This window comes from Sphingobium sp. B8D3B, assembly GCF_025961875.1.
In the GTDB taxonomy this organism is placed as follows: Bacteria; Pseudomonadota; Alphaproteobacteria; order Sphingomonadales; family Sphingomonadaceae; genus Sphingobium.
This window is the reverse complement of record NZ_JAOQON010000001.1, coordinates 301353-323145: the sequence shown is the minus strand read 5'-3', so window position 1 is coordinate 323145 and position 21793 is coordinate 301353. Positions and strand designations below refer to the sequence as shown.

The 21793-nt window shown below is 65.8% G+C and carries 21 protein-coding genes; 16 read left to right on the top strand and 5 right to left on the bottom strand.

Going from position 1 to position 21793, the window contains the following annotated elements:
- Positions 1-54: 54 nt before the first annotated feature.
- A complete protein-coding gene (gene mscL / locus M2343_RS01490; protein ID WP_181560246.1) occupies positions 55-483 on the bottom strand; it encodes a large conductance mechanosensitive channel protein MscL in 429 nt (142 codons plus the stop codon).
- A 143-nt stretch (positions 484-626) separates the two neighbouring features.
- Between mscL and M2343_RS01485 the strand changes: the two genes are divergently transcribed.
- The 10 genes from M2343_RS01485 to M2343_RS01440 all read left to right on the top strand — a co-directional run bounded on the left by M2343_RS01485 (position 627) and on the right by M2343_RS01440 (position 9323).
- A complete protein-coding gene (locus M2343_RS01485) occupies positions 627-1244 on the top strand; it encodes a LemA family protein (RefSeq protein WP_181560247.1) in 618 nt (205 codons plus the stop codon).
- A 44-nt stretch (positions 1245-1288) separates the two neighbouring features.
- Positions 1289-2092 (top strand): TPM domain-containing protein, encoded by an 804-nt coding sequence (locus tag M2343_RS01480; protein ID WP_264577466.1) that lies wholly within the window; start codon positions 1289-1291, stop codon positions 2090-2092.
- Positions 2093-2109: 17 nt separating this feature from the next.
- The gene (locus tag M2343_RS01475; protein ID WP_264575325.1) at positions 2110-2775 is read left to right on the top strand and encodes a TPM domain-containing protein; all 666 of its coding nucleotides are present in this window, start codon (positions 2110-2112) and stop codon (positions 2773-2775) included.
- Between the two features lie 44 nt (positions 2776-2819).
- Positions 2820-3326, top strand: coding sequence for an NUDIX hydrolase (locus M2343_RS01470; protein ID WP_264577465.1), 507 nt, complete (start codon positions 2820-2822; stop codon positions 3324-3326).
- Positions 3327-3422: 96 nt separating this feature from the next.
- On the top strand, positions 3423-4067 hold the full coding sequence (locus M2343_RS01465) for a phosphoribosylanthranilate isomerase (protein ID WP_264575324.1): 645 nt from the start codon (positions 3423-3425) through the stop codon (positions 4065-4067).
- Between the two features lie 67 nt (positions 4068-4134).
- Positions 4135-4746 (top strand): TIGR02281 family clan AA aspartic protease, encoded by a 612-nt coding sequence (locus M2343_RS01460; RefSeq protein ID WP_264575323.1) that lies wholly within the window; start codon positions 4135-4137, stop codon positions 4744-4746.
- Between the two features lie 215 nt (positions 4747-4961).
- Entirely contained in the window at positions 4962-6218 is a 1257-nt protein-coding gene (gene trpB / locus M2343_RS01455; RefSeq protein WP_181560251.1) for a tryptophan synthase subunit beta, read from the top strand.
- Positions 6215-7024 carry a tryptophan synthase subunit alpha gene (gene trpA / locus M2343_RS01450; protein ID WP_264573317.1) on the top strand — a complete coding sequence of 270 codons (810 nt, stop codon included), beginning with the start codon at positions 6215-6217 and terminating at the stop codon, positions 7022-7024. The genes trpB and trpA overlap by 4 nt, the downstream gene beginning before the upstream one ends.
- Complete coding sequence (gene accD, locus M2343_RS01445; RefSeq protein WP_264575322.1) at positions 7021-7875, top strand: acetyl-CoA carboxylase, carboxyltransferase subunit beta; 855 nt, start codon at positions 7021-7023, stop codon at positions 7873-7875. The genes trpA and accD overlap by 4 nt, the downstream gene beginning before the upstream one ends.
- Positions 7876-7985: 110 nt before the next feature.
- Positions 7986-9323 carry a bifunctional folylpolyglutamate synthase/dihydrofolate synthase gene (locus M2343_RS01440; RefSeq protein ID WP_264575321.1) on the top strand — a complete coding sequence of 446 codons (1338 nt, stop codon included), beginning with the start codon at positions 7986-7988 and terminating at the stop codon, positions 9321-9323.
- A gap of 9 nt (positions 9324-9332) precedes the next feature.
- On the opposite strand, the gene M2343_RS01435 is transcribed toward M2343_RS01440, so the two are convergent.
- Both M2343_RS01435 and M2343_RS01430 read right to left on the bottom strand, forming a co-directional pair.
- The gene (locus M2343_RS01435; protein WP_264575320.1) at positions 9333-10691 is read right to left on the bottom strand and encodes an AmpG family muropeptide MFS transporter; all 1359 of its coding nucleotides are present in this window, start codon (positions 10689-10691) and stop codon (positions 9333-9335) included.
- 94 nt (positions 10692-10785) lie between these two features.
- On the bottom strand, positions 10786-11223 hold the full coding sequence (locus M2343_RS01430; protein WP_181560256.1) for a response regulator: 438 nt from the start codon (positions 11221-11223) through the stop codon (positions 10786-10788).
- Positions 11224-11323: 100 nt separating this feature from the next.
- On the opposite strand from M2343_RS01430, the gene M2343_RS01425 reads away from it, so the two are divergent.
- Both M2343_RS01425 and rsmD read left to right on the top strand, forming a co-directional pair.
- Positions 11324-12238, top strand: coding sequence for a pseudouridine synthase (locus M2343_RS01425; protein WP_413715998.1), 915 nt, complete (start codon positions 11324-11326; stop codon positions 12236-12238).
- Positions 12235-12777, top strand: a complete 543-nt coding sequence (rsmD, locus tag M2343_RS01420) for a 16S rRNA (guanine(966)-N(2))-methyltransferase RsmD (protein ID WP_264575319.1) — start codon at positions 12235-12237, stop codon at positions 12775-12777. Before M2343_RS01425 ends, rsmD begins: the two co-directional genes overlap by 4 nt.
- 32 nt (positions 12778-12809) lie before the next feature.
- Here the strand turns inward: rsmD and M2343_RS01415 are convergent, their stop codons facing one another.
- The gene (locus M2343_RS01415; protein ID WP_264575318.1) at positions 12810-13220 is read right to left on the bottom strand and encodes a hypothetical protein; all 411 of its coding nucleotides are present in this window, start codon (positions 13218-13220) and stop codon (positions 12810-12812) included.
- Between the two features lie 106 nt (positions 13221-13326).
- On the opposite strand from M2343_RS01415, the gene M2343_RS01410 reads away from it, so the two are divergent.
- The 4 genes from M2343_RS01410 to M2343_RS01395 all read left to right on the top strand — a co-directional run bounded on the left by M2343_RS01410 (position 13327) and on the right by M2343_RS01395 (position 19889).
- Positions 13327-15669 (top strand): ATP-dependent helicase, encoded by a 2343-nt coding sequence (locus M2343_RS01410; RefSeq protein ID WP_413715997.1) that lies wholly within the window; start codon positions 13327-13329, stop codon positions 15667-15669.
- 289 nt (positions 15670-15958) lie between these two features.
- Positions 15959-17308, top strand: coding sequence for an MFS transporter (locus M2343_RS01405; protein ID WP_264575316.1), 1350 nt, complete (start codon positions 15959-15961; stop codon positions 17306-17308).
- A 67-nt stretch (positions 17309-17375) separates the two neighbouring features.
- On the top strand, positions 17376-18299 hold the full coding sequence (gene cysK / locus M2343_RS01400; protein WP_264575315.1) for a cysteine synthase A: 924 nt from the start codon (positions 17376-17378) through the stop codon (positions 18297-18299).
- Positions 18300-18476: 177 nt separating this feature from the next.
- Entirely contained in the window at positions 18477-19889 is a 1413-nt protein-coding gene (locus tag M2343_RS01395) for a cell wall hydrolase (protein ID WP_264575314.1), read from the top strand.
- Between the two features lie 77 nt (positions 19890-19966).
- Here the strand turns inward: M2343_RS01395 and M2343_RS01390 are convergent, their stop codons facing one another.
- Positions 19967-21772, bottom strand: coding sequence for an acyl-CoA dehydrogenase C-terminal domain-containing protein (locus M2343_RS01390; RefSeq protein WP_264573325.1), 1806 nt, complete (start codon positions 21770-21772; stop codon positions 19967-19969).
- Positions 21773-21793 lie beyond the last annotated feature (21 nt).

Sequence of the window (21793 nt, the reverse complement as noted above, 5' to 3'; positions counted from 1 at the left end):
CGACAAAGGTTCCCGGCTCGGCAACCTTTCGTTCACCGCGATGCGACGGACCGATCAGGGCTTCGCCTTCAGAACGTCGCGGATTTCCTTGAGAAGATCGACCTCGGAGGGCCCAGCAGGCGCTGCAACCTCCTCCGCTTTTTTCTTAACGAAGAAGCGGTTGGCCTGCCGCACGATCAGGAAAATGACGAACGCCAGAATGAAGAATTTGATCACCGCCGTGATGAACGAGCCATAAGCGAAGACCGGCACCGCCGCAGCCTTCATGGCCTCCAGCGTCGGTTCGGTCCCGGCGGGGACGGCGGCCAGCGGCACAAAGTAATTGGAGAAATCCAGGCCGCCGAGCAGCGCGCCGATGACCGGCATGATGAGATCGTCCGTCACCGAACTGACGATGGCGCCGAAGGCTGCGCCGATGATGACGCCCACGGCGAGATCGAGGACATTGCCCCGTGCGATGAAGGCTTTGAATTCGGTCAGCATCGTGTTTCTCCCCTGCCGTCTGCGGGCTGCTGATGATGGATTTGGATGATGCGGGGCAGCTAAGCCCGTTGCGGGCGGGCAATCAACACCCTATTTAGCGTATCACTCAAGCGATACACCGCCTTATGAGGGGACAGACCGCCATGGCCACGCTTTCATCGCCATTCAAAGCACTGCGCATGTTTCTGCTGCTTGCCTTGCCGCTGGCGCTGGCGGCCTGCGGCATCAATTCGGTGCCCACCGCCGAGGAGAATGCCAAGGCCAAATGGGCTGACGTGCAGGCGGCTTATCAGCGCCGGGCCGATCTTATTCCCAATCTCGTCGCCGTCGCGCGCAATTCCGCGCAGATCGAGCGGGAGACGCTGGAAGGCGTGATCAGTGCCCGCGCCTCCGCGACGCAGGTGCAGGTCACTGCGGATCAACTGAGCGACCCGGCCAAGGTCCAGGCGTTTCAGGCTGCGCAGAACAATGTGAGCGGCGCCCTCTCCCGCCTGCTCGTCACCGTCGAGCGCTATCCCGACCTCAAGAGCCAGGAGCGCTTCGCAGACCTGATGACCCAGCTTGAGGGCACGGAAAACCGCATCAACATCTCAATCCGCGACTATAATCTCGCGGTGCAGGACTATAACACGCGCATCCGCACCTTCCCGGAGATGATCGGCGCCAAGCTGATCCATGGCGCCAAGCCGCTGACGCCCTTCGAGGCCAAGGCCGGTGCTGACACCACGCCGGATGTCGGCGCGATGTTCAACGGCAATTGACCCGTTCCCACCGCCCTGTCGCGCCGGCCATCGTGCCGGCGCTGATGCGCTTTATGCTGCTTCTGGCCGCGCTGCTCATGCTGCGGCCGGATGCTGCGCTTGCCCAGAGCTTTCCCGCGCTGACCGGGCGGGTGGTGGACGGCGCCGACATTCTCGACCCCGCCACAGAGGCAGCCCTTACCCAGCAATCCGAAACGCTGGAAAAGACCACCGGCCGCCAGCTGGTCGTGGCGACCGTGCCGGACCTCAATGGCTATGAGATCAGCGATTATGGCTATCGGCTTGGCCGCGCCTGGGGCATCGGCGAGAAGGATACCAACAGCGGGGTACTGCTGCTGGTCGCGCCGAACGAGCGCCGGCTGACCATTCAGGTCGGCTATGGTCTGGAGCCGATCCTGACGGACGCACTGTCTGGCCGCATCATCCGCGATGTCATCACGCCCCGCTTCCGCGATGGGGATTTTCCGGGCGGCATCAGCGCGGGCGTCGCCGAGATCGTGCGCATTCTCGAACTGCCGCCTGAAGAACAGCGCAAGCTCGCCTCGGCCGCAGCCGAGCAGGACAAGCGCCAGGCGGGCAAAGGTTTCGGGCCGGCGATCTTCTTCGCGATCTTCATTCTCTTCTTCGTCGTGCTGCCCATTTTCGGGCGATTGCGCGGCGGCCGGCGCTATCGCGGCGGCATCCACCCCATCATCATCTGGGGGGCAGAAGCGGCCATTCGCAGCGCGCTCAACAGTCGCGACAATGATGGCGGCGGCTGGGGTGGCGGCGGTGGCTGGGGCGGCGGTGGCGGCTTTTCCGGCGGTGGCGGCAGCTTCGGCGGCGGCGGCGCGAGCGGAGGCTGGTGATGGGCAGGCGGATTTCCATGAGCGAGGCCGATCATCGCATCGTCACCGATGCCGTGGCGAAGGCCGAATTGAAGACCGACGCGGAGATCGTGACCATCGTCGCGCGCCGGTCGGATGCTTATCATGATGTCGGGCTGCACTGGTCCTTGCTGTTCATGCTGCTGGTGCCGCTGGTCGCTGCCGCCTTCCCCTCAGCCTATGAGCAAGCCTTGATCGGCCTGACCGGCGGCTGGCATCATGAGTTGCCGCGACACCTGCTCTACCTGCTGATGTTCGGGCAGATGTGCCTTCATTACCTGATCATGCGCTATCTGCTGGCGATACCGGCGCTGCGGATGCTGGTGACGCCTGGCGCGACCAAATCGCGCCGCGTGCGGCGGCGCGCTCTGCTGCTGTTCCGCACCTCGGCCGAGGCGCGGACCCGCCGCCTTACGGGCATGTTGCTCTACCTCTCGCTCGATGAGCATCGCGCGGAAATCGTCGCCGACGAAGCCATCGCCTCGCGCGTGTCGCCGGAAGTCTGGGGCGAAGCAATGGCCACGATGATCGACGAAGTGCGCGCCGGGCGCATCGCGCAAGGCATGGCGCTCGCCATCGAGAAAGCCGGCCTCATCCTTGCCGAGCACTGCCCCAAAAGCGCCGACAATCCCAATGAGTTGCCGGATCGGCTGATCGAACTGTGAGCGACACCACCCCTGAAGACGAATTCCGCTTCCCCGAGGAAACCATGTGGGAGGGCCGGTTCATCACCGCCAAGCGGCGTGGTCGCTGGGAATATGTCTCGCGCGCCCGCGGCATCCGGGCCGCCGTCATCATCGCCATCGATGAAGGCGCGGACGGGCGCCATATTCTGCTGGTCGACCAGTTTCGCGTCCCCCTCGGGCGGCGCTGCATCGAACTACCCGCCGGACTGGTGGGCGACGAATCGGCTGGCGAAAAGCCCGGCTTGGCCGCCGCGCGCGAGCTGGAGGAAGAAACCGGCTATCGCGCAGGCCGCATGGAGGATTTGGGCGAATATTGGAGCTCGCCCGGCATGGTCTCGGAAAGTTTCACCCTGTTCCGTGCCTTCGACCTTGAGAAAGTGAGCGATGGCGGCGGCGTTCCCGGCGAGGACATCCGCGTCCACCGCGTCCCGCTCGCCGGCTTCGCCGACTGGATCGCAGGCCGCCGCGCGGAAGGCTATGCGGTGGACGTGAAGCTGCTCACGCTGCTCGGCGGGGCGATGATCCGCTGAGGCTGTTCCGCCGCGTTGCGCTGGCAGCAATCCTCCCCTACCTAGCGCGCGGACCGGCTGCGAGCGCCGGCGATGCCCAACCGGATGCCATTGTTCATGCCCAAGGTCGCCATCAAGATTTGCGGGGTCAAGACCGCCGAAGCTATCGATGCGGCCGTGCGTGGCGGCGCGAGCCATGTCGGCCTTAATTATTTCCCGCCCAGCCCGCGTTATCTCGCGCCCGATCGGGTGAGCCTCATCGCCGCGCGGGTGCCCGCCCATGTAAAGCGGGTGGGCGTTCTCGTCGATCCGAGCGATGATCTGATCGATACGCTCGTCGCTGCCGGCGGCATGGAGATTGCCCAGTTGCACGGACGCGAGACGCCGGAACGGGCTGCGGCCATCCGCCAGCGCACCGGGCTGGAGGTCTGGAAAGTCATCTCCGTGAAGACCGCCGGCGATCTCGCCACTGGTGCGGCTTATGCGGGCGCGGCCGATTTCCTGCTCTACGATGCCAAGACGCCGGACGGCGCGGCTCTGCCCGGCGGCATGGGCCTGCGCTTTGACTGGCGGCTGCTCGCCGGCCATCGCCCGCCGCTGCCCTGGGGCCTCTCGGGCGGGCTGGATGCGGAGAATGTCGCCGACGCCATTCGCCTGACTGGCGCGCCGCTGGTGGATGTCTCTTCCGGCATCGAGAGCGCGCCGGGCGTCAAGGATGTGGCCAAGATCGCTGACTTTTGCCGTGCGGCGCAGGCTGGCTGATTGGATCCCCCTGGCGGTTCGCGGGCGCTGTGCGGGATCGAATGCACGTGATTGCGGTTGAGCTTTCATGCCGATGACGACCAACCCCGAATGGCTTCACCTCGCGCTCTATGCGGGCGGTGCGGCGCTGATCCTCATTCTGATCTTCAAAATCCCCTATGTGGGACGGGCTCTGCGCGCCCTGTTTTCGTTCGCGTTGCTGGCGTTTGCCTTGTTCGTGCTGTTTCAGCAGGCGCCATTCGACCCGTCCCTGTCCCGCTTCAGCAGCCGGCTCGGCGTCGACTCCCAGCAAGTCGTGGGCGACGAGGTGCGCATCCGGATGTCGCCCGACGGCCATTTCTGGGCGACGGCGCAGATCAATGGCGTCGACAGGCGGATGCTCATCGATAGCGGCGCCACCGTTACGGCGCTGTCCACGGGGACGGCAGACCTGGCAGGCGTGCCCCGCGGGGCCAGCCTGCTGCCGGTCGTGCTCCAGACAGCGAACGGAACAGTGCAGGCGGAAACGGGCACCGTCGAGCGCCTCGCGATCGGCCCGCTGACGGCCCAAAATCTCAAGGTCGTGATCTCGCCCGCGCTGGGCGACATGGACGTGCTGGGGATGAACTTTCTCTCCCAACTGGCCTCCTGGCGCGTGGAGGATCGAACCCTGATCCTCGTGCCCGCCCCGCCGGCCTGATGGATCAGACGGAGGGCAAAGCGGGCGCCGCTTGCCGGACTGCCCCAAAGGCCAGCCGCCGAATGCGTCAATGCGGTGGACAAGGCCGCGACCTTCTGCAAAGCGGTTGGGAATGATGACACTGCCTGCCATAGCCAGATGCATCGGGACACGATGGCGCTGATCGCTCGACCCTTTCGACGCGACCCGACCCCAGTGACCAAGAGAGACGCACAGTGACTGCTGCAACCACCCTCCCCAATTCCCGCCCCAATTCCTTGCGCGCCCTGCCTGACGAGCGCGGCCATTTCGGCCAGTTCGGTGGCCGTTATGTGGCCGAGACGCTGATGCCGCTCATCCTCGACCTCGAGCGCGAGTATCGCGCTGCCAAGGAAGACCCGGCTTTCGAAGCCGAATTTAACGGCCTGATGACGCATTATGTCGGCCGCCCCTCGCCGCTCTACTTCGCGGAACGGCTGACCGCTTATTATCGCGAGCGCGCCAAGCCCGGTTTCGGCGCCAAGATCTATTTCAAGCGCGAAGAGCTCAATCACACTGGCGCGCACAAGATCAACAATTGCATCGGCCAGATCCTGCTCGCCATCCGCATGGGCAAGACGCGGATCATTGCCGAGACCGGCGCCGGCCAGCATGGCGTAGCGACGGCCACCGTCTGCGCGCGCTTTGGCCTGCCCTGCACCATCTTCATGGGCGCCAAGGACATCGAGCGGCAGCAGCCCAACGTCTTCCGCATGAAGCTGCTGGGCGCGGAAGTACGCCCCGTCACCAGCGGATCGCAAAGCCTGAAGGATGCGATGAACGAAGCGCTGCGCGATTGGGTGGCGACGGTCGAGAACACCTTTTACATTATCGGCACTGCCGCCGGTCCGCACCCCTATCCCGAGCTGGTGCGCGACTTCCAGAGCGTGATCGGCAAGGAAACCCGCGAGCAGATGCTGGCTGCCGAAGGGCGCCTGCCCGATTTGCTGATCGCGGCCGTCGGTGGCGGTTCCAATGCCATCGGGATGTTCCACCCGTTCCTGGACGATCCAGATGTGGCGATGGTCGGCACCGAGGCGGCGGGCCACGGCATCGATACGGACAAGCACGCGGCCAGCCTCACCGGCGGCAAGCCCGGCATCCTCCATGGCAACAAGACCTATTTGCTGCAGGACGAGGACGGCCAGATCACCGAAGCGCATTCGATTTCGGCGGGCCTCGATTATCCCGGCATCGGCCCCGAGCATAGCTGGCTGCACGAGAGCGGCCGCGTGCGCTATGTACCGGTGACCGATACCGCCGCGCTCGACGCCTTCCAGCTCTGCTCGCAGCAGGAAGGCATCATCCCCGCCCTCGAAAGCGCCCACGCTCTCGCCGCGCTGGAGGCGGAGGCTACGGCGATGCCGCAGGACAAGCTGATCGTCGTCAACGTCTCCGGTCGCGGCGACAAGGACATCTTCACCGTCGCCCAGGCGCTGGGAGCGAAGATATGAACCGCCTCACCTCCACCTTCGCCCGCACCCGCTCAGAAGGGCGCGCCGCACTCGTCACCTTCGTCACCGGCGGCGATCCGACGCCTGCTGACACCGCCTCCGTGCTCGATGCGCTGGTCGCGGGCGGTGCGGATGTGATCGAGCTGGGGATGCCGTTCACTGATCCCATGGCGGACGGGCAGGCCATTCAGTCCGCCAATCTGCGCGCGCTGGCGGCGGGGATCAGCACGGCGAAGATCTTCGAGATCGCCGCCGCCTTCCGGGCCCGCCATCCGGAGACGCCGCTGGTGTTGATGGGCTATGCCAACCCGATGACCGTACGCGGCGCCGACTGGTTCGCCGCCGAATGCGCCAAGGCGGGCGTCGATGGCGTGATCTGCGTCGACATTCCGCCCGAGGAAGATGCCGAGCTTGGCCCGGCGCTGCGCGGCGCTGGCGTCTCGCTGATCCGCCTTGCGACGCCGACCACGGATGCCGCGCGTCTGCCGGCCGTGCTGGAGGGCGCCTCGGGCTTTCTCTATTATGTGTCTGTCGCCGGGATCACCGGCTTGCAGCAGGCCGCGCAAACCAGCATCGAATCCGCCGTCGCCAAACTCAAGGCCGCAACCGATCTGCCCGTGGCCGTTGGCTTCGGCGTGCGCACGCCCGAGCAGGCCGCCGCCATCGGCGCGGTGGCTGAAGGGGTCGTCGTCGGCTCGGCCATCGTCGAGCTTGTCGGCAAGCATGGCGCCCAGGCCGCTGGCCCGGTCCGCGACTTCGTGGCGACCCTCCGCGCCGCGCTCAATCAGAAGGAGAAAGCCGCATGAGCTGGCTGAACCGCGTTCGCAATGCCCTGCCCTTCATCGCCAAGAAGACCGAGACACCGGACAATCTCTGGCACAAATGCACGAGCTGCGGCCAGATGATCTTCCAGAAGGAATGGGACGAGAATCTCTCGGTGTGCCCGCGCTGCGACCATCATGGCCGGATCGGCCCGCACACCCGCTTCGCGCATATTTTCGATGAGGGCACGATGCACATCCTGCCCGCGCCGGTTGTCAAGGAAGACCCGCTCAAGTTCCGCGATTCCAAGCGCTACACCGATCGTCTCAAGGCCGCTCGCGCGCAGACCGGGGACCAGGATGCGCTGATCAATGCCTCCGGCCGGATCGATGGCCAGCCTGCCGTTGTCGGCGTGCAGAACTTCGCCTTCATGGGCGGTTCGATGGGCACGGCGGTTGGCGCGGCCTTCGTCGCGGGCGTGCAGGAAGCCGTGCGCCAGTCCTGCCCTTATGTGATCTTTACCGCCGCTGGTGGCGCGCGGATGCAGGAGGGCATCCTCTCGCTGATGCAGATGCCCCGTGCCACCGTCGCCGTGCAGCAACTGCGCGCGGCTGGCCTGCCCTACATCGTGGTGCTGACCGATCCGACCACCGGGGGCGTCACCGCCAGCTATGCGATGCTGGGTGACGTGCAGATTGCCGAGCCCAATGCGCTGATCGCCTTTGCCGGTGCCCGCGTGATCGAGAACACCATCCGCGAGAAGCTGCCCGAGGGCTTCCAGCGGGCCGAATATCTGCTCGCACACGGCATGATTGACATGGTGACGCATCGCAAGGAAATGAAGGCGACGCTGGCCAAGACGATCGGCTATCTGACGACGAAGCAAGCGGCATAAAACCACCGATTACCGTCCCGTCCGCGCCTGCTTGAGGACTCGCCGACCTGCGCAGCAGGCCGAGTCTCCCGGCAAGCAGGCCGGGCGGCACCTGACCCAGAGGCCTTGCGATGGCTGACCACGCCGTTTCCGACCACCCTGCTGTGCAGGCGCAACTCGATCGCCTGATGGCGCTTTCGCCCGGCCGCGACGTGCTGGGGCTGGAGCGCATCAGCGAACTCGTCCGCCGGCTGGGCAACCCGCATCTGGAGATGCCGCCGGTCTTCCATGTCGCCGGCACCAACGGCAAGGGATCGACCTGCGCCTATTTGCGCGCGGCGCTGGAAGCCGACGGCAAGAGCGTCCATGTCTTCACTTCTCCCCATCTGGTGCGGTTCAACGAGCGCATTCGCCTTGCCGGCACGTTGATCGACGATGACACGCTCGCCCGCGCGCTGGAGCAAGTGCTCGACATCGGCGGCGATCTGAACGCCAGCTTCTTCGAGATCACCACCGCCGCAGCTTTCATGCTGTTCGCCACCGTGCCGGCGGATGCCTGCGTAATCGAGGTAGGCTTGGGCGGACGGCTGGACGCAACGAACGTCATCCAGACCCCTGTCGCCTGCGGTATCGCCTCGCTGGCGATCGATCATGAGAGCTTCCTCCTCGCGCCGGACCATGACGTGCCGGAAGACCCGCTGAGCCGCATCGCGTTTGAGAAGGCCGGCATCGCCAAGGCCGGGGCGCCATTGGTCACCCAGCATTATCGCCCGGCGATGAACGCCACGATCGCGCGCGTGGCCGACAAGGCCGGTGCCGCGCATCTGCCTCGCGGGCGGAGCTGGGACATCGCTGAATATCAGGGCCAGTTGCATTATCGCGACGAAGCCGGGCGGATCGAATTGCCGATGCCTCGCCTCCACGGCGCCCACCAGATTTCCAATATGGGCCTCGCCATTGCCATGCTCCGCCACCAGCAGGCGGTGCCGCTCCCCGAGGCTGCACTGCGCGCCGCGCCGCTCTGGGCGCACTGGCCCGCGCGCATGCAGCGTCTGGAAGGGGGCCCGCTCAATGCGATGCTGCCCGGGCGGACGCTGATGCTCGATGGCGGGCATAATCCCGATGCCGGCAAGGCGCTGGCCGACGCGCTGACGGAAAGCCATCTGGCCGATGAGGGCATCGACCTGATCATCGGCATGCTCTCGAACAAGGACGTCGCCGGCTTCCTCAAGCCGCTCCGTCCCTTGATCCGCTCGATCCGCTCGCTGCCGGTGCCCGGCCATGAGCATCACGGGCCGGAGGTCTTCGCGCAAGTTGCCCGTGCCTGGGAGGTGCCGCATCGTAGCTTCACCACGATCCAGGAGGCGCTGACGGATGTCGCCGCCGGGCCGCGACGCACCGTGCTCATGGCGGGCACGCTCTATCTGGCCGGGCAGGTGCTGGTCGCGAACAACCAGCCGCCGGTCTGAGGCGCGTCGCTAATCGTCCTGCGTGCTGGGCTGTCGCACGGACTCCACCACGAAGCCTTTCGTCCACATGATCCAGAGCAGGATCATGCCCGGAATGGCGGCCACGACGGTGAATGCCCAGAAACCGACCCAGCCCAGCCCCTCGGCGAGATAGCCCGAAGGCGTCGAGAGCCATGTCCGGCCGACTGCGGCGAAGGATGAGAGCAAGGCAAACTGCGTCGCGGTATAAGCCAGGCTCGAGAGGCCGGACAGATAGGTGACGAACACCGTCAGGCCGATGCCGCTGGTGAAATTCTCCGTCCCCACCGCCAGCGCGAGCATCGGCGTCGAATGTCCGGCCACGGCCAGCGCGCAGAACAGCAGGTTGGAGAGCATCATCATCGCGCCGGAGACGAACAAAGCGCGCCCCATGCCCAGCCGGGCGATGAATGGCGCACCCAGCGCCGACCCGGCAATCAGCGCGGCAAAGCCGACGAACTTGTTGACGGTGACATATTCGGTGTCGGTAAAGCCCAGCTCGACGATCATCGGCGCCAGCATCACCTGCCCCATGGCATCGCCAATCTTGTAGATCAGCACGAAACCCAGGACGAGGAAGGCGCCGTGGCGGGAGAGGAACTCGCGGAATGGATTGACGATGGTCTCCTTGAGCCAGTCGCCCATCGCTAGCCCCTCGCGCACCGCGCGGTGCTCCACATAGCGCCCCGGCCCCGCTAGCAGCGCGCCAATGGCAGCCGGGAGCACGCAGAAGGCGGTGATGCCATAGGCGACGGCCCAACCCAGCCCGGCGCCTTCGGTGGAGGCGAGGAAGATCGTCCCCGCACCGGCCAACAGATTGCCGGTGCGATAGCCGAACTGGTTCATCGCCGTGCCGTGCGGCAATTCCTGCTCGCTCAGGATCTCGATGCGATAGGCGTCGATCACGATGTCCTGCGTGGCGGAGAGGAAGGCGACGGCGATGGCCCAGAGCGCAAATCGTGCCAGATCGGCGGCCGGATCGCTGGCGCCCAATTGCCAGATTGCCGCGAACAGCAATGCCTGAATGAAAAACAGCCAGGCGCGCCGCTGCCCGAACAGGCGGGTGAGCACCGGCAAGGGCAGCTTGTCGACCAGCGGCGCCCAGAGGAATTTGAGCGTGTAGGGCGTCGTCAGGCCAATGGCGAAGCCGATCGTGGACTTGTCGATGCCGACCTTGGAGAGCCAGAAGGTCATGGTCGCCAGCAGCAGCGTCAGCGGAAAGCCGCTCGATATGCCGAGCAGGAACGCGACGAACGGCATGGGCCGCAAATAGGGACGAAAGCTTGGAACGAAGAAGCCGCTCGCCACGACTGCACCGACAATCACGGCGAATATGAGGGTCTGCGACATGCACACTCCGACTGCTTGGGCCTGAACCCGCAGTCTTAGAGCGCTATGCCGGAATTCAAAGCATCGTTTTTGCCGGCGCGCCTCAGCGCAGCCCTCAGTTGCGCTTGAAGAGCTTCAGCCCCGCCGGCAGCCGGCCGGGCGAGCGCCCACCGATCACCCGCTCGCACACGCCAATGGCACGGATAAGATCGCGCGGCAGAAACGGCTTGGAGAGGCACCCGAGCGCAATGTCCTGATCGCGCGCTTCCTCCGGGCAGGTGGCCGTCGCGAACAGCACGGCGATGCCGAGTTCGCGGGCATGGCGGGCCAACTCGACGCCCGAGCGGACACCGGCAAGCCGCACATCGGTCACCACCAGATCGACCGCGCCCTGTTCGAGGATGATCGCCGTCGCTTCCCGGAAGCGATCGACCGTCGCGACCACCTCATAGCCGGCCGTCTGGAGGGTATGTTCTTCATCGAACGCGAGCAGCGGCTCATCCTCGACGATCAGGATGCGGCGTATTCGCTGCGTCTCCTTCGAGAAAAACATTGCCGCCTCATTCCCGTTGCGCCAAACCGCAGACCGAAAACGGATCGATCCCGGCGCACAAAAACGCTAGGTCGCGCGGCTGCGATTCGCCAGTGCAGCGATGACACAGCCGCCCCAAAAACGGACACAGATTTTGTCGAACACTCGTGGACCTTCCGGACCTCGCCGTCCCCAGCGCCCTGTAGCCGGTGCCGCAGCCGGCGCAACCGATCGTCGAGCCCAGCCGCCCAGAGCGCGCCGGGGCGCAGGCCGCGTCGCGCCGCAGGTGCGCCAGGCCGCCGATGATGGCACCGCGCGCGAGGGCGAGCGCATTGCCAAGCTGATGGCCCGCGCGGGCGTCGCCTCCCGCCGGGATGTCGAGCGGATGATCGCCGAGGGGCGCGTGGCGCTGAACGGCACGCTGGTGGAAACGCCCGCGACGCTGCTCAAGTCGCTGCGCGGCGTGACGGTGGATGGTGTGGCGGTGAAGGAGCCCGCACCGGCCCGCCTATTCCTGTTCCACAAGCCGGCCGGCCTCCTCACCACCGCCAAAGACCCCGCCGGGCGTCCGACCATTTATGATCGCCTGCCCGCCGACCTCCCGCGCGTGATGCCGGTCGGCCGGCTCGATCTCAACACGGAAGGTCTGCTGCTGCTCACCACCGATGGCGAGCTGAAGCGGCAGCTGGAATTGCCCTCCACCGGTGTCGAGCGCACCTATCGCGCGCGCGCGTTCGGGGAGATCAGCCAGGCCCAGCTTGAAGAGTTGATCGAGGGCGTCGAGATCGAGGGGATGCGCTATGGCCGGATCGACGCCAATCTGGAGCGGCGGACCGGGCGCAATCAGTGGATTGAAATGACGCTGACCGAAGGCAAGAACCGCGAGGTGCGGCGCGTGCTCGAACATCTCGGCCTCAAGGTCAGCCGGCTGATCCGGACCCGCTACGGTCCCTTCGTGCTGGGCGATTCCGCGCCTGCAGAAGTGGCCGAGGTGCGCCAGGTCGATCTCATCAAGTTCCGCAAGACGCTCAAATGAGGATCATTTCCGGACAATGGCGGGGCCGCCCGCTGGCGGCGCCAGTCGGCGAGGAAACGCGCCCGACAGCGGATCGCACACGCGAGACACTATTTTCGATGCTCACCAGCCGGCTGGGCTCATTCGAAGGGCTTGCGGTGGGCGATTTCTTTGCCGGCTCCGGCGCGCTGGGCCTCGAGGCACTCTCACGCGGGGCAGGGACATGCCTGTTCGTCGAGCGCGACCGGGCTGCGATCGCCGCCTTGCGCAAAAATGCCGAAAAGCTCGGACTTGCGCGACCCGACATCCGCCAGAACGATGTTCTTGCGCTTGGCGCCACGTCGGCGCCGCTGGATGTGATTTTCATGGACCCGCCTTATGGCACCGGCGCGGGCGCCGTCGCACTGGACAAGCTCGCCCGGCTCGGCTGGGTCGGCCCCAGCACCTGGGTGAGCATCGAGACGGAAAAGCGGGAAGACATCGCAGTCAAAGGCTTCGATTGTGATGCCGAGCGCGTGGTCGGCAAGGCCAAGTTGGTCCTGCTGAGGCCAGCGACCTAGACGGACGCCGACCTCAGCAGAAGCTCAGTTAATTACTGCCCACCGGGGTTCTTGCACCCGTCCTTCACGGTGCGCGAGCAGACCGGATATTCTGCTGGGGGCTGCGGAGCGGTCTGCTCCACGGGCCGCTGCGGCATCATCTCAACCTGACCACCACCGGGGGGCGGAGGCGGCGGCGTCATCGTGCCGCCGGGTGCAGGGGGCGGCGGGGGAGCCGGCGGCGGCGGCGGCGGGTTCATGCCATCGCCGGGCATGGGGTTACCAGTCGGCGGGGGCATGGTGTCCGTCCCGCCCGGCATCGGCCCGGGTGTGCCGCCCGGCATCGGCGCGGTCGCGGACGGCGGGCCGACCGGCGCGCCACCCGGAGGCGGCATGTCTTGTGCGTGGGCAGCGAAGGCCAGTGCCGAAGCGGCACCGCAGGTGAGAATGGTTGAGAAGCGCATGATCGCATCCTCCTATGAGTGATCGTTCTTGTGGGATGGAAATCCCGCAACGGGACAGCCGTTCCGTGCGAACCATCCACCGCAGACCGCCGGGGGCGTAATCGGGATGAAGCGGTCGGAACGCACGCCAAGGCCCTTGCCCCAGCCCCACCCGTTCCCTAGTTGTTCGCCTGTGACCGATCCTTTGTCAGCCCCCTCTCCTGCCGACCCGCCTTATATTCAGGGCCTCAATGCGCCGCAGCGCGAGGCTGTGCTGACCACGGAGGGGCCGGTTCTGGTTCTGGCCGGCGCCGGCACGGGCAAGACAGCGGCACTGACAGCGCGCCTCGCGCATCTGGTGGCGACCCGCCGCGCCTGGCCATCAGAGATCCTGTGCGTCACCTTCACCAACAAGGCCGCCCGCGAGATGCGCGAGCGCGTGGGGCGGATGATCGGCGAGGCGGTCGAGGGCATGCCTTGGCTCGGCACCTTCCACTCCGTCTGCGCCAAGATGCTGCGCCGCCATGCCGAACTGGTCGGGCTGCAGAGCAACTTCACCATTCTCGATACCGACGACCAGTTGCGCCTGATGAAGCAGATCATCGTCGCCGAGGGGATCGATGAGAAGCGCTTTACCGCCCGCGCGCTGGCCGGGCTGATCGACAAGTGGAAGAACAAGGGCCTCACCCCCGGTGAAATCGACGCGGGCGAGAGCGAGGCCTTCGCCAATGGCAAGGGCGCGGCGATCTATGCGCTGTATCAGGCCCGCCTGCGCGCGCTCAACGCCTGCGATTTCGGCGACCTGCTGCTGCACATGCTGACGATCTTCAAGACCGATCGCGAGGTGCTGGAGCAATATCAGCAGCGGTTCCGTTACATCATGGTGGACGAATATCAGGACACCAACACCAGCCAGTATCTATGGCTGCGGCTGCTCGCCCAGCAGCGCAAGAACATCTGCTGCGTCGGCGATGACGACCAGAGCATCTACAGCTGGCGCGGCGCGGAAGTGGCCAACATCCTTCGCTTCGAGCGCGATTTTCCCGGCGCCGCGATCATCCGGCTGGAGCAGAATTATCGCTCGACGCCGCATATCCTCGCCGCGGCCTCCGGCGTCATCGCGCAGAATGGCGGGCGGCTCGGCAAGACCTTGTGGACGCAGGAGGCCGATGGCGAGAAGCTGCGCGTCATCGGCGTGTGGGACGGGCCGGAAGAGGCCCGCCGCGTCGGCGAGGAGATCGAGTCGCTGGAGCGGCAGGGCGTCGGCGCCGAGAAGATCGCCATCCTTGTGCGCGCCTCCTTCCAGACCCGCGAGTTCGAAGACCGCTTCATCCAGATCGGCCTGCCCTATCGCATCGTCGGCGGCTTCCGCTTCTATGAGCGGGCCGAAATCCGCGATGCGCTGGCATATCTGCGCCTCGTCAACCAGCCGGCCGATGATCTTGCCTTCGAGCGGATCGTCAACGTGCCCAAGCGAGGCCTTGGCGACAAGGCGGTCGAGAAGGTCCATCGCCTCGCCCGCGCCATGGGGGAGCCGCTCACCAGCGCGGCGGCCCGTATTCTCGACACGGACGAGCTGACCCCGCAGGCGCGGCGCTCGCTGGGGCGGTTCATCGGCGATCTCGCCCGCTGGCGCGATCTCGCCAATGCGATGAACCACGCCGATCTCGCGCGTCAGATTCTAGACGAGAGCGGTTACACCGCTGCGCTGCAGGCCGAGCGTACGACGGAGGCCAGCGGGCGACTGGAGAACCTGCAGGAACTCACCCGCGCCATGGAGGAATATGAGACGCTCGGGGCCTTCCTCGAGCATGTCAGTCTGGTCATGGACAATGAGGCGCAGGCGGATGAAGCCAAGGTCACGCTGATGACCATCCACGCCGCCAAGGGGCTGGAGTTCGACACCGTGTTCCTGGCGGGCTGGGAGGATGGCCTGTTCCCCTCGCAACGCGCGCTCGATGAGGGCGGCCTTGCCAGCCTGGAGGAAGAGCGTCGGCTGGCTTATGTGGCGATCACCCGTGCCCGCCAGCGCTGCCTGATCCTGCACGCCGCCAACCGGCGGGTCTATGGCCAGTGGACCAGTTCCATCCCCTCGCGCTTCATTGGCGAATTGCCCAAGGAGACGGTGGACGAGGAAAACACCATGTCCGGCGGCGCCAGCCTGTGGCGCGCCAACTGGTCCGAGCGGGACGATCCCTTCGCCAATGTCGCGCGCGGTTCAGGGCGCGGACCAGGCTGGCAACGGGCGCAAAGCCAGTTCTCGCGGGAGCCGACGCGCCTCGTCGAAGCGCGGCAGAGCGCTGTGAGCCTCGGCAACAAGGGCCGCAGCGACGTCAGCCTCGGCACCCGCGTCTTCCACCAGAAGTTCGGCTATGGGACGGTGACGGGCATCGAGGGCAATAAGCTGGAGATCGATTTCGAGCAGGCCGGCGCCAAGCGGGTTCTGGACAGCTTCATCAGCCTCGCCTGAGGTGCGGCACCTCAGGCGGCGCAATTGTGTTCATGACGCCGCAGGTGCGCCAGGAAAAATGACAAGCCGCTTTATTTCCTGATGACTCATTAACCCTGTTTTCTTAGGGCGGAGCTGCGACCCGAAGGGCGCTGGCAGCCCCAGTGCTCAAACTCGGCCCGGCGGAGCGTGGGTTCCTGCCGGGCCTTTTTCGTTCCGCCTAAGCGAAGGCGCGCGGCAATCGAAAATCTTTGCCCTGCGCGCGTTTTGGTCCGTTGCGCCGTCGCCAGCCTTGCGCCAAGGAACATGCATGGTCAGCCCATCTTCTCGCGAGCCGGACGGCACCGCCGGGCGCAAGCCACCGACCCATCCCTTTCAGATCGGCGCCTTCCGCGCCTATCTGATGGTGCGCCTGTCCACGATCCTCGCGTCGAACGGCATGGCGCTGATTATCGCGTGGGAAGCCTACAACATCGCCCGGCAGACCATGTCTCCCGGCCAGTCGGCAGCGCAGCTCGGGCTGATCGGCCTCATCCAGTTCGTCATGGTCTTCGTGCTGACGCCCTTTGCGGGACTCGTCGCGGACAATTATTCGCGCACCCGCATCGCCATGGGCACGCTCTCGCTGCTGCTCTTCTCGGCAGGGATTTTGGCGCTTTCCAGCTATGAAGGGTGGATCAGCCTGCCGCTGATCTTCGCCCTCGCCGCGCTGATCGGCTTTGCCCGCGCTTTCCAGGGGCCAGCGCTCGGCTCCTTGGGCCCGAACATCGTCCCCAAGGACCTGCTGCCCCGCGCCATCGCATTCAGCAGCATGTTCTGGCAGGCCGGCAGCATCGTCGGGCCGGCCGTCGCCGGCTACGCCTATGCGTTCAAGCCCTATTTCGCCTACATGTTCAGCAGCGCGCTGTTCGGCATGGCGGTCATCGGCATGATCTTCGTGGGCAAGGTCCCGCAAGCGGCCCGCCAGCGCGACCGTCATCCGATCGGCCAGATCATTGACGGCCTCACCTATGTGCGCACCAACCGGCTGGTGTTCGGCGCCATCACGCTCGATCTCTTTGCCGTGCTGCTGGCCGGCACCACGGCGTTGCTGCCGGTCTATGCGCGCGATGTGCTCCATATCGGCTCGCAGGGCCTGGGACATCTTGCCGCAGCGCCCGGCATCGGCGCGGGTCTGACGGCGCTGTTCTTCTCGTTCCGGCCGCTGCGCCACAATGTCGGGCTGAAAATGATGCTGTCCGTCGGCATCTTCGGGTTGGCGACCATCGTCTTCGGCCTCACCGCCTTCATGCCGCAGCAGACCGCGATCATCGTCGCCCTGTTCGCCATGGCGACGTGGGGCAGTGCAGACATGTTCTCTGTGTTCGTCCGCCAATCACTCATCCAGCTTCACACCCCCGACGACATGCGCGGCCGGGTGACCAGCGTATCGATGATGACAATTTCCGCCTCGAATGAGCTGGGCGATGCCGAGTCGGGCTTTCTCGCCGCGCTCATCGGGCCGATCGCTGCTGTGATTGCCGGCGGCGTGGGTGCGATTGCCATCACCTTGTGGTGGTCGCGCCTTTTCCCTGAATTGCGGAATGCCCGGACGTTCGATCCGCCCGAGGTTCATTTCCGACCTTCCCACGCGGGCGCTGCTCCCGCAAAAGAAGGATAGAGTCCGCCCCTTGCAAATCTCTATCGATTAAGTTTTAATTGATCGATCGCCTTATGGAGGATTGCCCATGAAAGTCTCGTCCATTCTCGAAACGATCGGCGGCACGCCGCACATCCGCTTCAACCGCCTGTTTGGCGACGCGAATGTCTGGATCAAGTCCGAGCGCTCCAACCCCGGCGGATCGATCAAGGACCGCATCGCGCTGGCCATGATCGAAGCTGCGGAAAAGGACGGCAGCTTGAAGCCCGGCGGCGTCATCGTGGAGCCGACCTCCGGCAACACCGGCATTGGCCTTGCCATGGTCGCCGCCGTGAAGGGCTATAAGCTCGTCCTCGTCATGCCCGAGAGCATGAGCCTGGAGCGCCGCCGCCTGATGCTGGCCTACGGTGCCAGCTTCGACCTGACCCCGCGTGAAAAGGGCATGAAGGGCGCCATCGAGCGCGCGCTGGAGATCGTGGCCGCCACACCCGGTGCGTGGATGCCGCAGCAATTCGAGAATCCGGCCAATATCGATGTCCATGTCCGCACGACGGCGCAGGAAATCTTCAACGACTTCGCCGATGAGCCGCTGGATGCACTGATCACCGGCGTCGGCACGGGCGGGCACATCACCGGCTGCGCGCAGGTGCTCAAGGCAATGTGGCCGGGCCTCCAGGTCTTTGCCGTGGAGCCGACGCTCTCCCCGGTCATCAGCGGCGGCGCGCCCGGCCCGCACCCCATCCAGGGCATCGGCGCCGGTTTCATCCCGGCCAATCTGCATACCGATCTGCTGGACGGCGTGATCCAGGTCGATCCCGCCGATGCCAAGGATTATGCCCGCCGCGCTGCCAGCGAGGAAGGCGTGCTGGTCGGCATCTCCTCCGGCGCGACGCTCGCCGCCATTGCCCAGAAGCTGCCGGAACTGCCCGCCGGCGCCAAGGTGCTGGGCTTCAATTACGATACTGGCGAGCGCTATCTTTCGGTGCCGGACTTCCTGCCCGAAGCCGGCTGATCCGGGTCGACCATCCCGTGCCGGCGAGCCGTTAAGACTTGCCGGCCGGAATTTCCCGTTATGGCACGGCTGTCCCTGTGGCCGGGCGGCTGGCCGTGCCGCTCTTGCCTAACGCGACCTAAAGGCACACATACCGCCCCTCTCCGGCCGCGCATGGCGGCTGTGGCGGAAGGACGTATGGCAACCAACGGTCTGATTGCGCGAAAATCGGCATTCCCGGCGCTCTCTTCGCGCCAGGGCCGACTCGTGCTGGCTGGCCTGCTGGGGCTGATCCTGACCGGCGCTCTGGCGCTGCTCGCCATCGGCAATCGCACCAGCGTTACCGCGCTGTCCGGCAGCGAGGCCGTGAGCACAGCTCTGCCCAAGGCACCGGATAACAGCCCCGTGCCCGTCGTCGAGCCGCTGGTGCTCGACGCCTCCCATCCCGATCAGGCGCGCCAACTGAACGCGCAGATCCCCTTCTCGACCGCGCCCAATCCTGCCGCGCGCCCCTTCACGTTCAAGGGCGACGCGATGGCACTGGGTCGGGCAACCGACTGTCTTGCCGCCGCGATGATCTACGAAGCCGGCGACGACGCCAAGGGCCAGCGCGCGGTGGGACAGGTCGTGCTCAACCGCCTGCGCCACCCCGCCTTCCCCAAGACGGTGTGCGGCGTGGTGTTTCAGGGGCAGGAGCGGGCCACCGGCTGTCAGTTCACCTTCACTTGCGATGGCGCCATGGCGCGCCGCCCGTCCACGGCAGCCTGGGATCGCGCCCGGGGCAATGCCGCGCGGATGCTCGCAGGCGATGTCTATGCGCCCGTGGGCTACAGCACCCATTATCACACCGACTGGGTGATGCCCTATTGGAGCAAGTCGCTCGACAAGGTCGCGGCGGTCGATACGCACCTGTTCTTCCGCTGGGAGGGCTGGTGGGGCACACCGCCGGCCTTTGCGCGGAGCCTCAGCATCGCTGCCGAGCCCGCCATCGCCAAGCTTGCCGCCTTGTCGCCCGTTCACGCCGATGATGGCGCGCTGGCCGGCACCTTGCCCGGCTCGCTGATCGACGACGCCACCGCGCCGGCCTTGCTTAGCGCTGCGGATATCGGCAAGCGCATCGGCCCCGGTCGGCTGGCTGCCATCGAGCCCGGAGGCACGGGCTTTGTGATGACGCTCGATCCGGGCGGCGATCCGGCCCGCTATGCCGACGCCGCCGCGCGCCTGTGCGCCGGCCGCGCGCAGTGTCGCCTGCTGGCCTGGACGAGCGACAAGGCGACGCCGCGCAGCTTCCCGGTCGCGGAAACCAGCCTCGCCTCCATGTCCTTCTCCTATATCCGCATGAAGGACAGCGGCATTGAGCGCACGCTCTACAATTGCGACGAGTTCCGCGACGTGCCGCGCGTCAACTGCATGGTCCGCCGCACGCCGAGCGCACCGGCGCCCAAGCTGCTGGCCGACGAACGCGGGGAAGGCTCGCGGATCAACCTGCCGACCGGCGCCCGCCCGGTTGCCGACATGCAGCGCGGCGAGCTGGTGCCGCTCAAGCCCGGCGATGCCGCGCTGTTCAAGGCGCCGCTGCGGGCTGATGCGCCGGCATCTGCAAAGCCCTGAACCTCAGCCATCGACGTGAAAACGGCTCCCTCTCCGGAGAGAGGAAGCCGCTTCTTGGTCCTGCAGGATAAGCCCGATCAGGCTGCCGTCAGGAACGCCTCGGGCGGCAGTTCCATCAGCACCTCGGCGCCGCCCTCGATCTTGCGACGCAGCGCGCCGGCTTCCGGCATGATGCGCTCGGCGAAGTAGCGGGCCGTCACCAGCTTGGCCTTCATGTAATCGGGGTTGCCCGTACCCGCATTGAGCTGCGCCTGCGCGGCCATCGCCATGCGCAGCCACATCATGCCCGTCGCGACGATGCCGGTGATGTGCATATAGGCATAAGCCGCAGCCCCGGCATTGTTCGGGTTCTGCATGGCGTTCTGCATCAGCCACATGGTCGCGGCCTGCAGTTGCTGATTGGCCTTCTCCAGCGCCTCAGCAATAGCAGCCGTCTCCGGCACGGCCTTGCCGGCGGCGACATCCTCGGCGACCATCTTGAACAGCGCCTGCACCGCGCGACCGCCATTGGCGGGGAGCTTGCGGCCGACCAGATCCATGGCCTGAACGCCATTGGTGCCTTCGTAGATCATGGTGATGCGCGCATCCCGCACCGCCTGCTCCACGCCCCATTCGCGGATGTAGCCATGGCCGCCGAACACCTGTTGCGCGAGGACGGCGACATCGAAGCCCTTGTCCGTGCCATAGCCCTTGATGACCGGGGTGAGCAGCGAGATGATGTCATCCGCCGCCTGACGCTCTTCCTCGGTCGGCGCATATTTGATGAGATCGACCTGCAGCGCGCCCCACAGAACCAGCGCACGCAGGCCCTCGGTGAGCGCCTTGCACTCCATCAGCATGCGGCGGACATCGGGGTGCACGAACAGCGTATCAGCGGGCTTGTCCGGCTCTGCAGCGCCGGTCAGCGCGCGGCCCTGCCGCCGGTCCATCGCATAATGGACCGCCTGCTGATAAGCCAGCTCACCTTGCGCGAGGCCCTGAAGGCCCACGCCGAGCCGCGCTTGGTTCATCATGATGAACATCGCAGCGAGGCCCTTATTCTCCTCGCCGATCATCCAGCCGGTCGCATCGTCATAGTTCATGACGCAGGTTGCGTTGCCGTGAATGCCCATCTTGTGCTCGATGGAGCCGCATGTAACGGCGTTGTGCGCGCCCAGCGAGCCATCGTCATTGACCATCATCTTGGGCACGAGGAAGAGCGAAATGCCCTTGCTGCCCGCGGGCGCGCCCGGCGTCTTGGCCAGCACGAGGTGGATGATGTTCTCCGCCATGCTGTGCTCGCCGGCCGAGATGAAGATCTTGGTGCCAGTGATCTTGTAGCTGCCATCATCCTGCGGCAACGCGCGCGTCTTGATGAGGCCGAGGTCGGTGCCGCAATGCGGCTCGGTCAGGTTCATGGTGCCGCACCACTGGCCGGAGACCATGTTGGGCACATATTTCTGCTTGAGCGTATCGTCGCCCTTGGCGAGGATCGCGCTGACCGCGGCGCCGGTCAGGCCGTGATACATGTTGAAGCCGTGGTTCGATGCCGTGAAATATTCCTCGGCGGCGATCGCCAGCACGATGGGCAGACCCTGCCCGCCATATTCCTCCGGCGCATGCAGCGTGGTCCAGCCACCCGCGACGAACTGGTCGAAGGCCTCCTGAAAGCCCGGCGGCGTCGTCACCGTGCCATCGTCATTGCGCTTGCAGCCGATCTGGTCGCCGACGGCATTGAGCGGGCTGAGCACCTCGCTGGCGAACTTGCCGCCCTCTTCGAGAATGGCCTGAACGATATCGCTGGTCGCCGAAGCAAAGCCGGGATTGTTCGTCAGACGCTCCAGCCCGACGATCTCGTTGAGGATGAACATGGTGTCGGCGACGGGCGCCTTATAGCTGGGCATTGGCCTCTCCGTGGTAGAAAG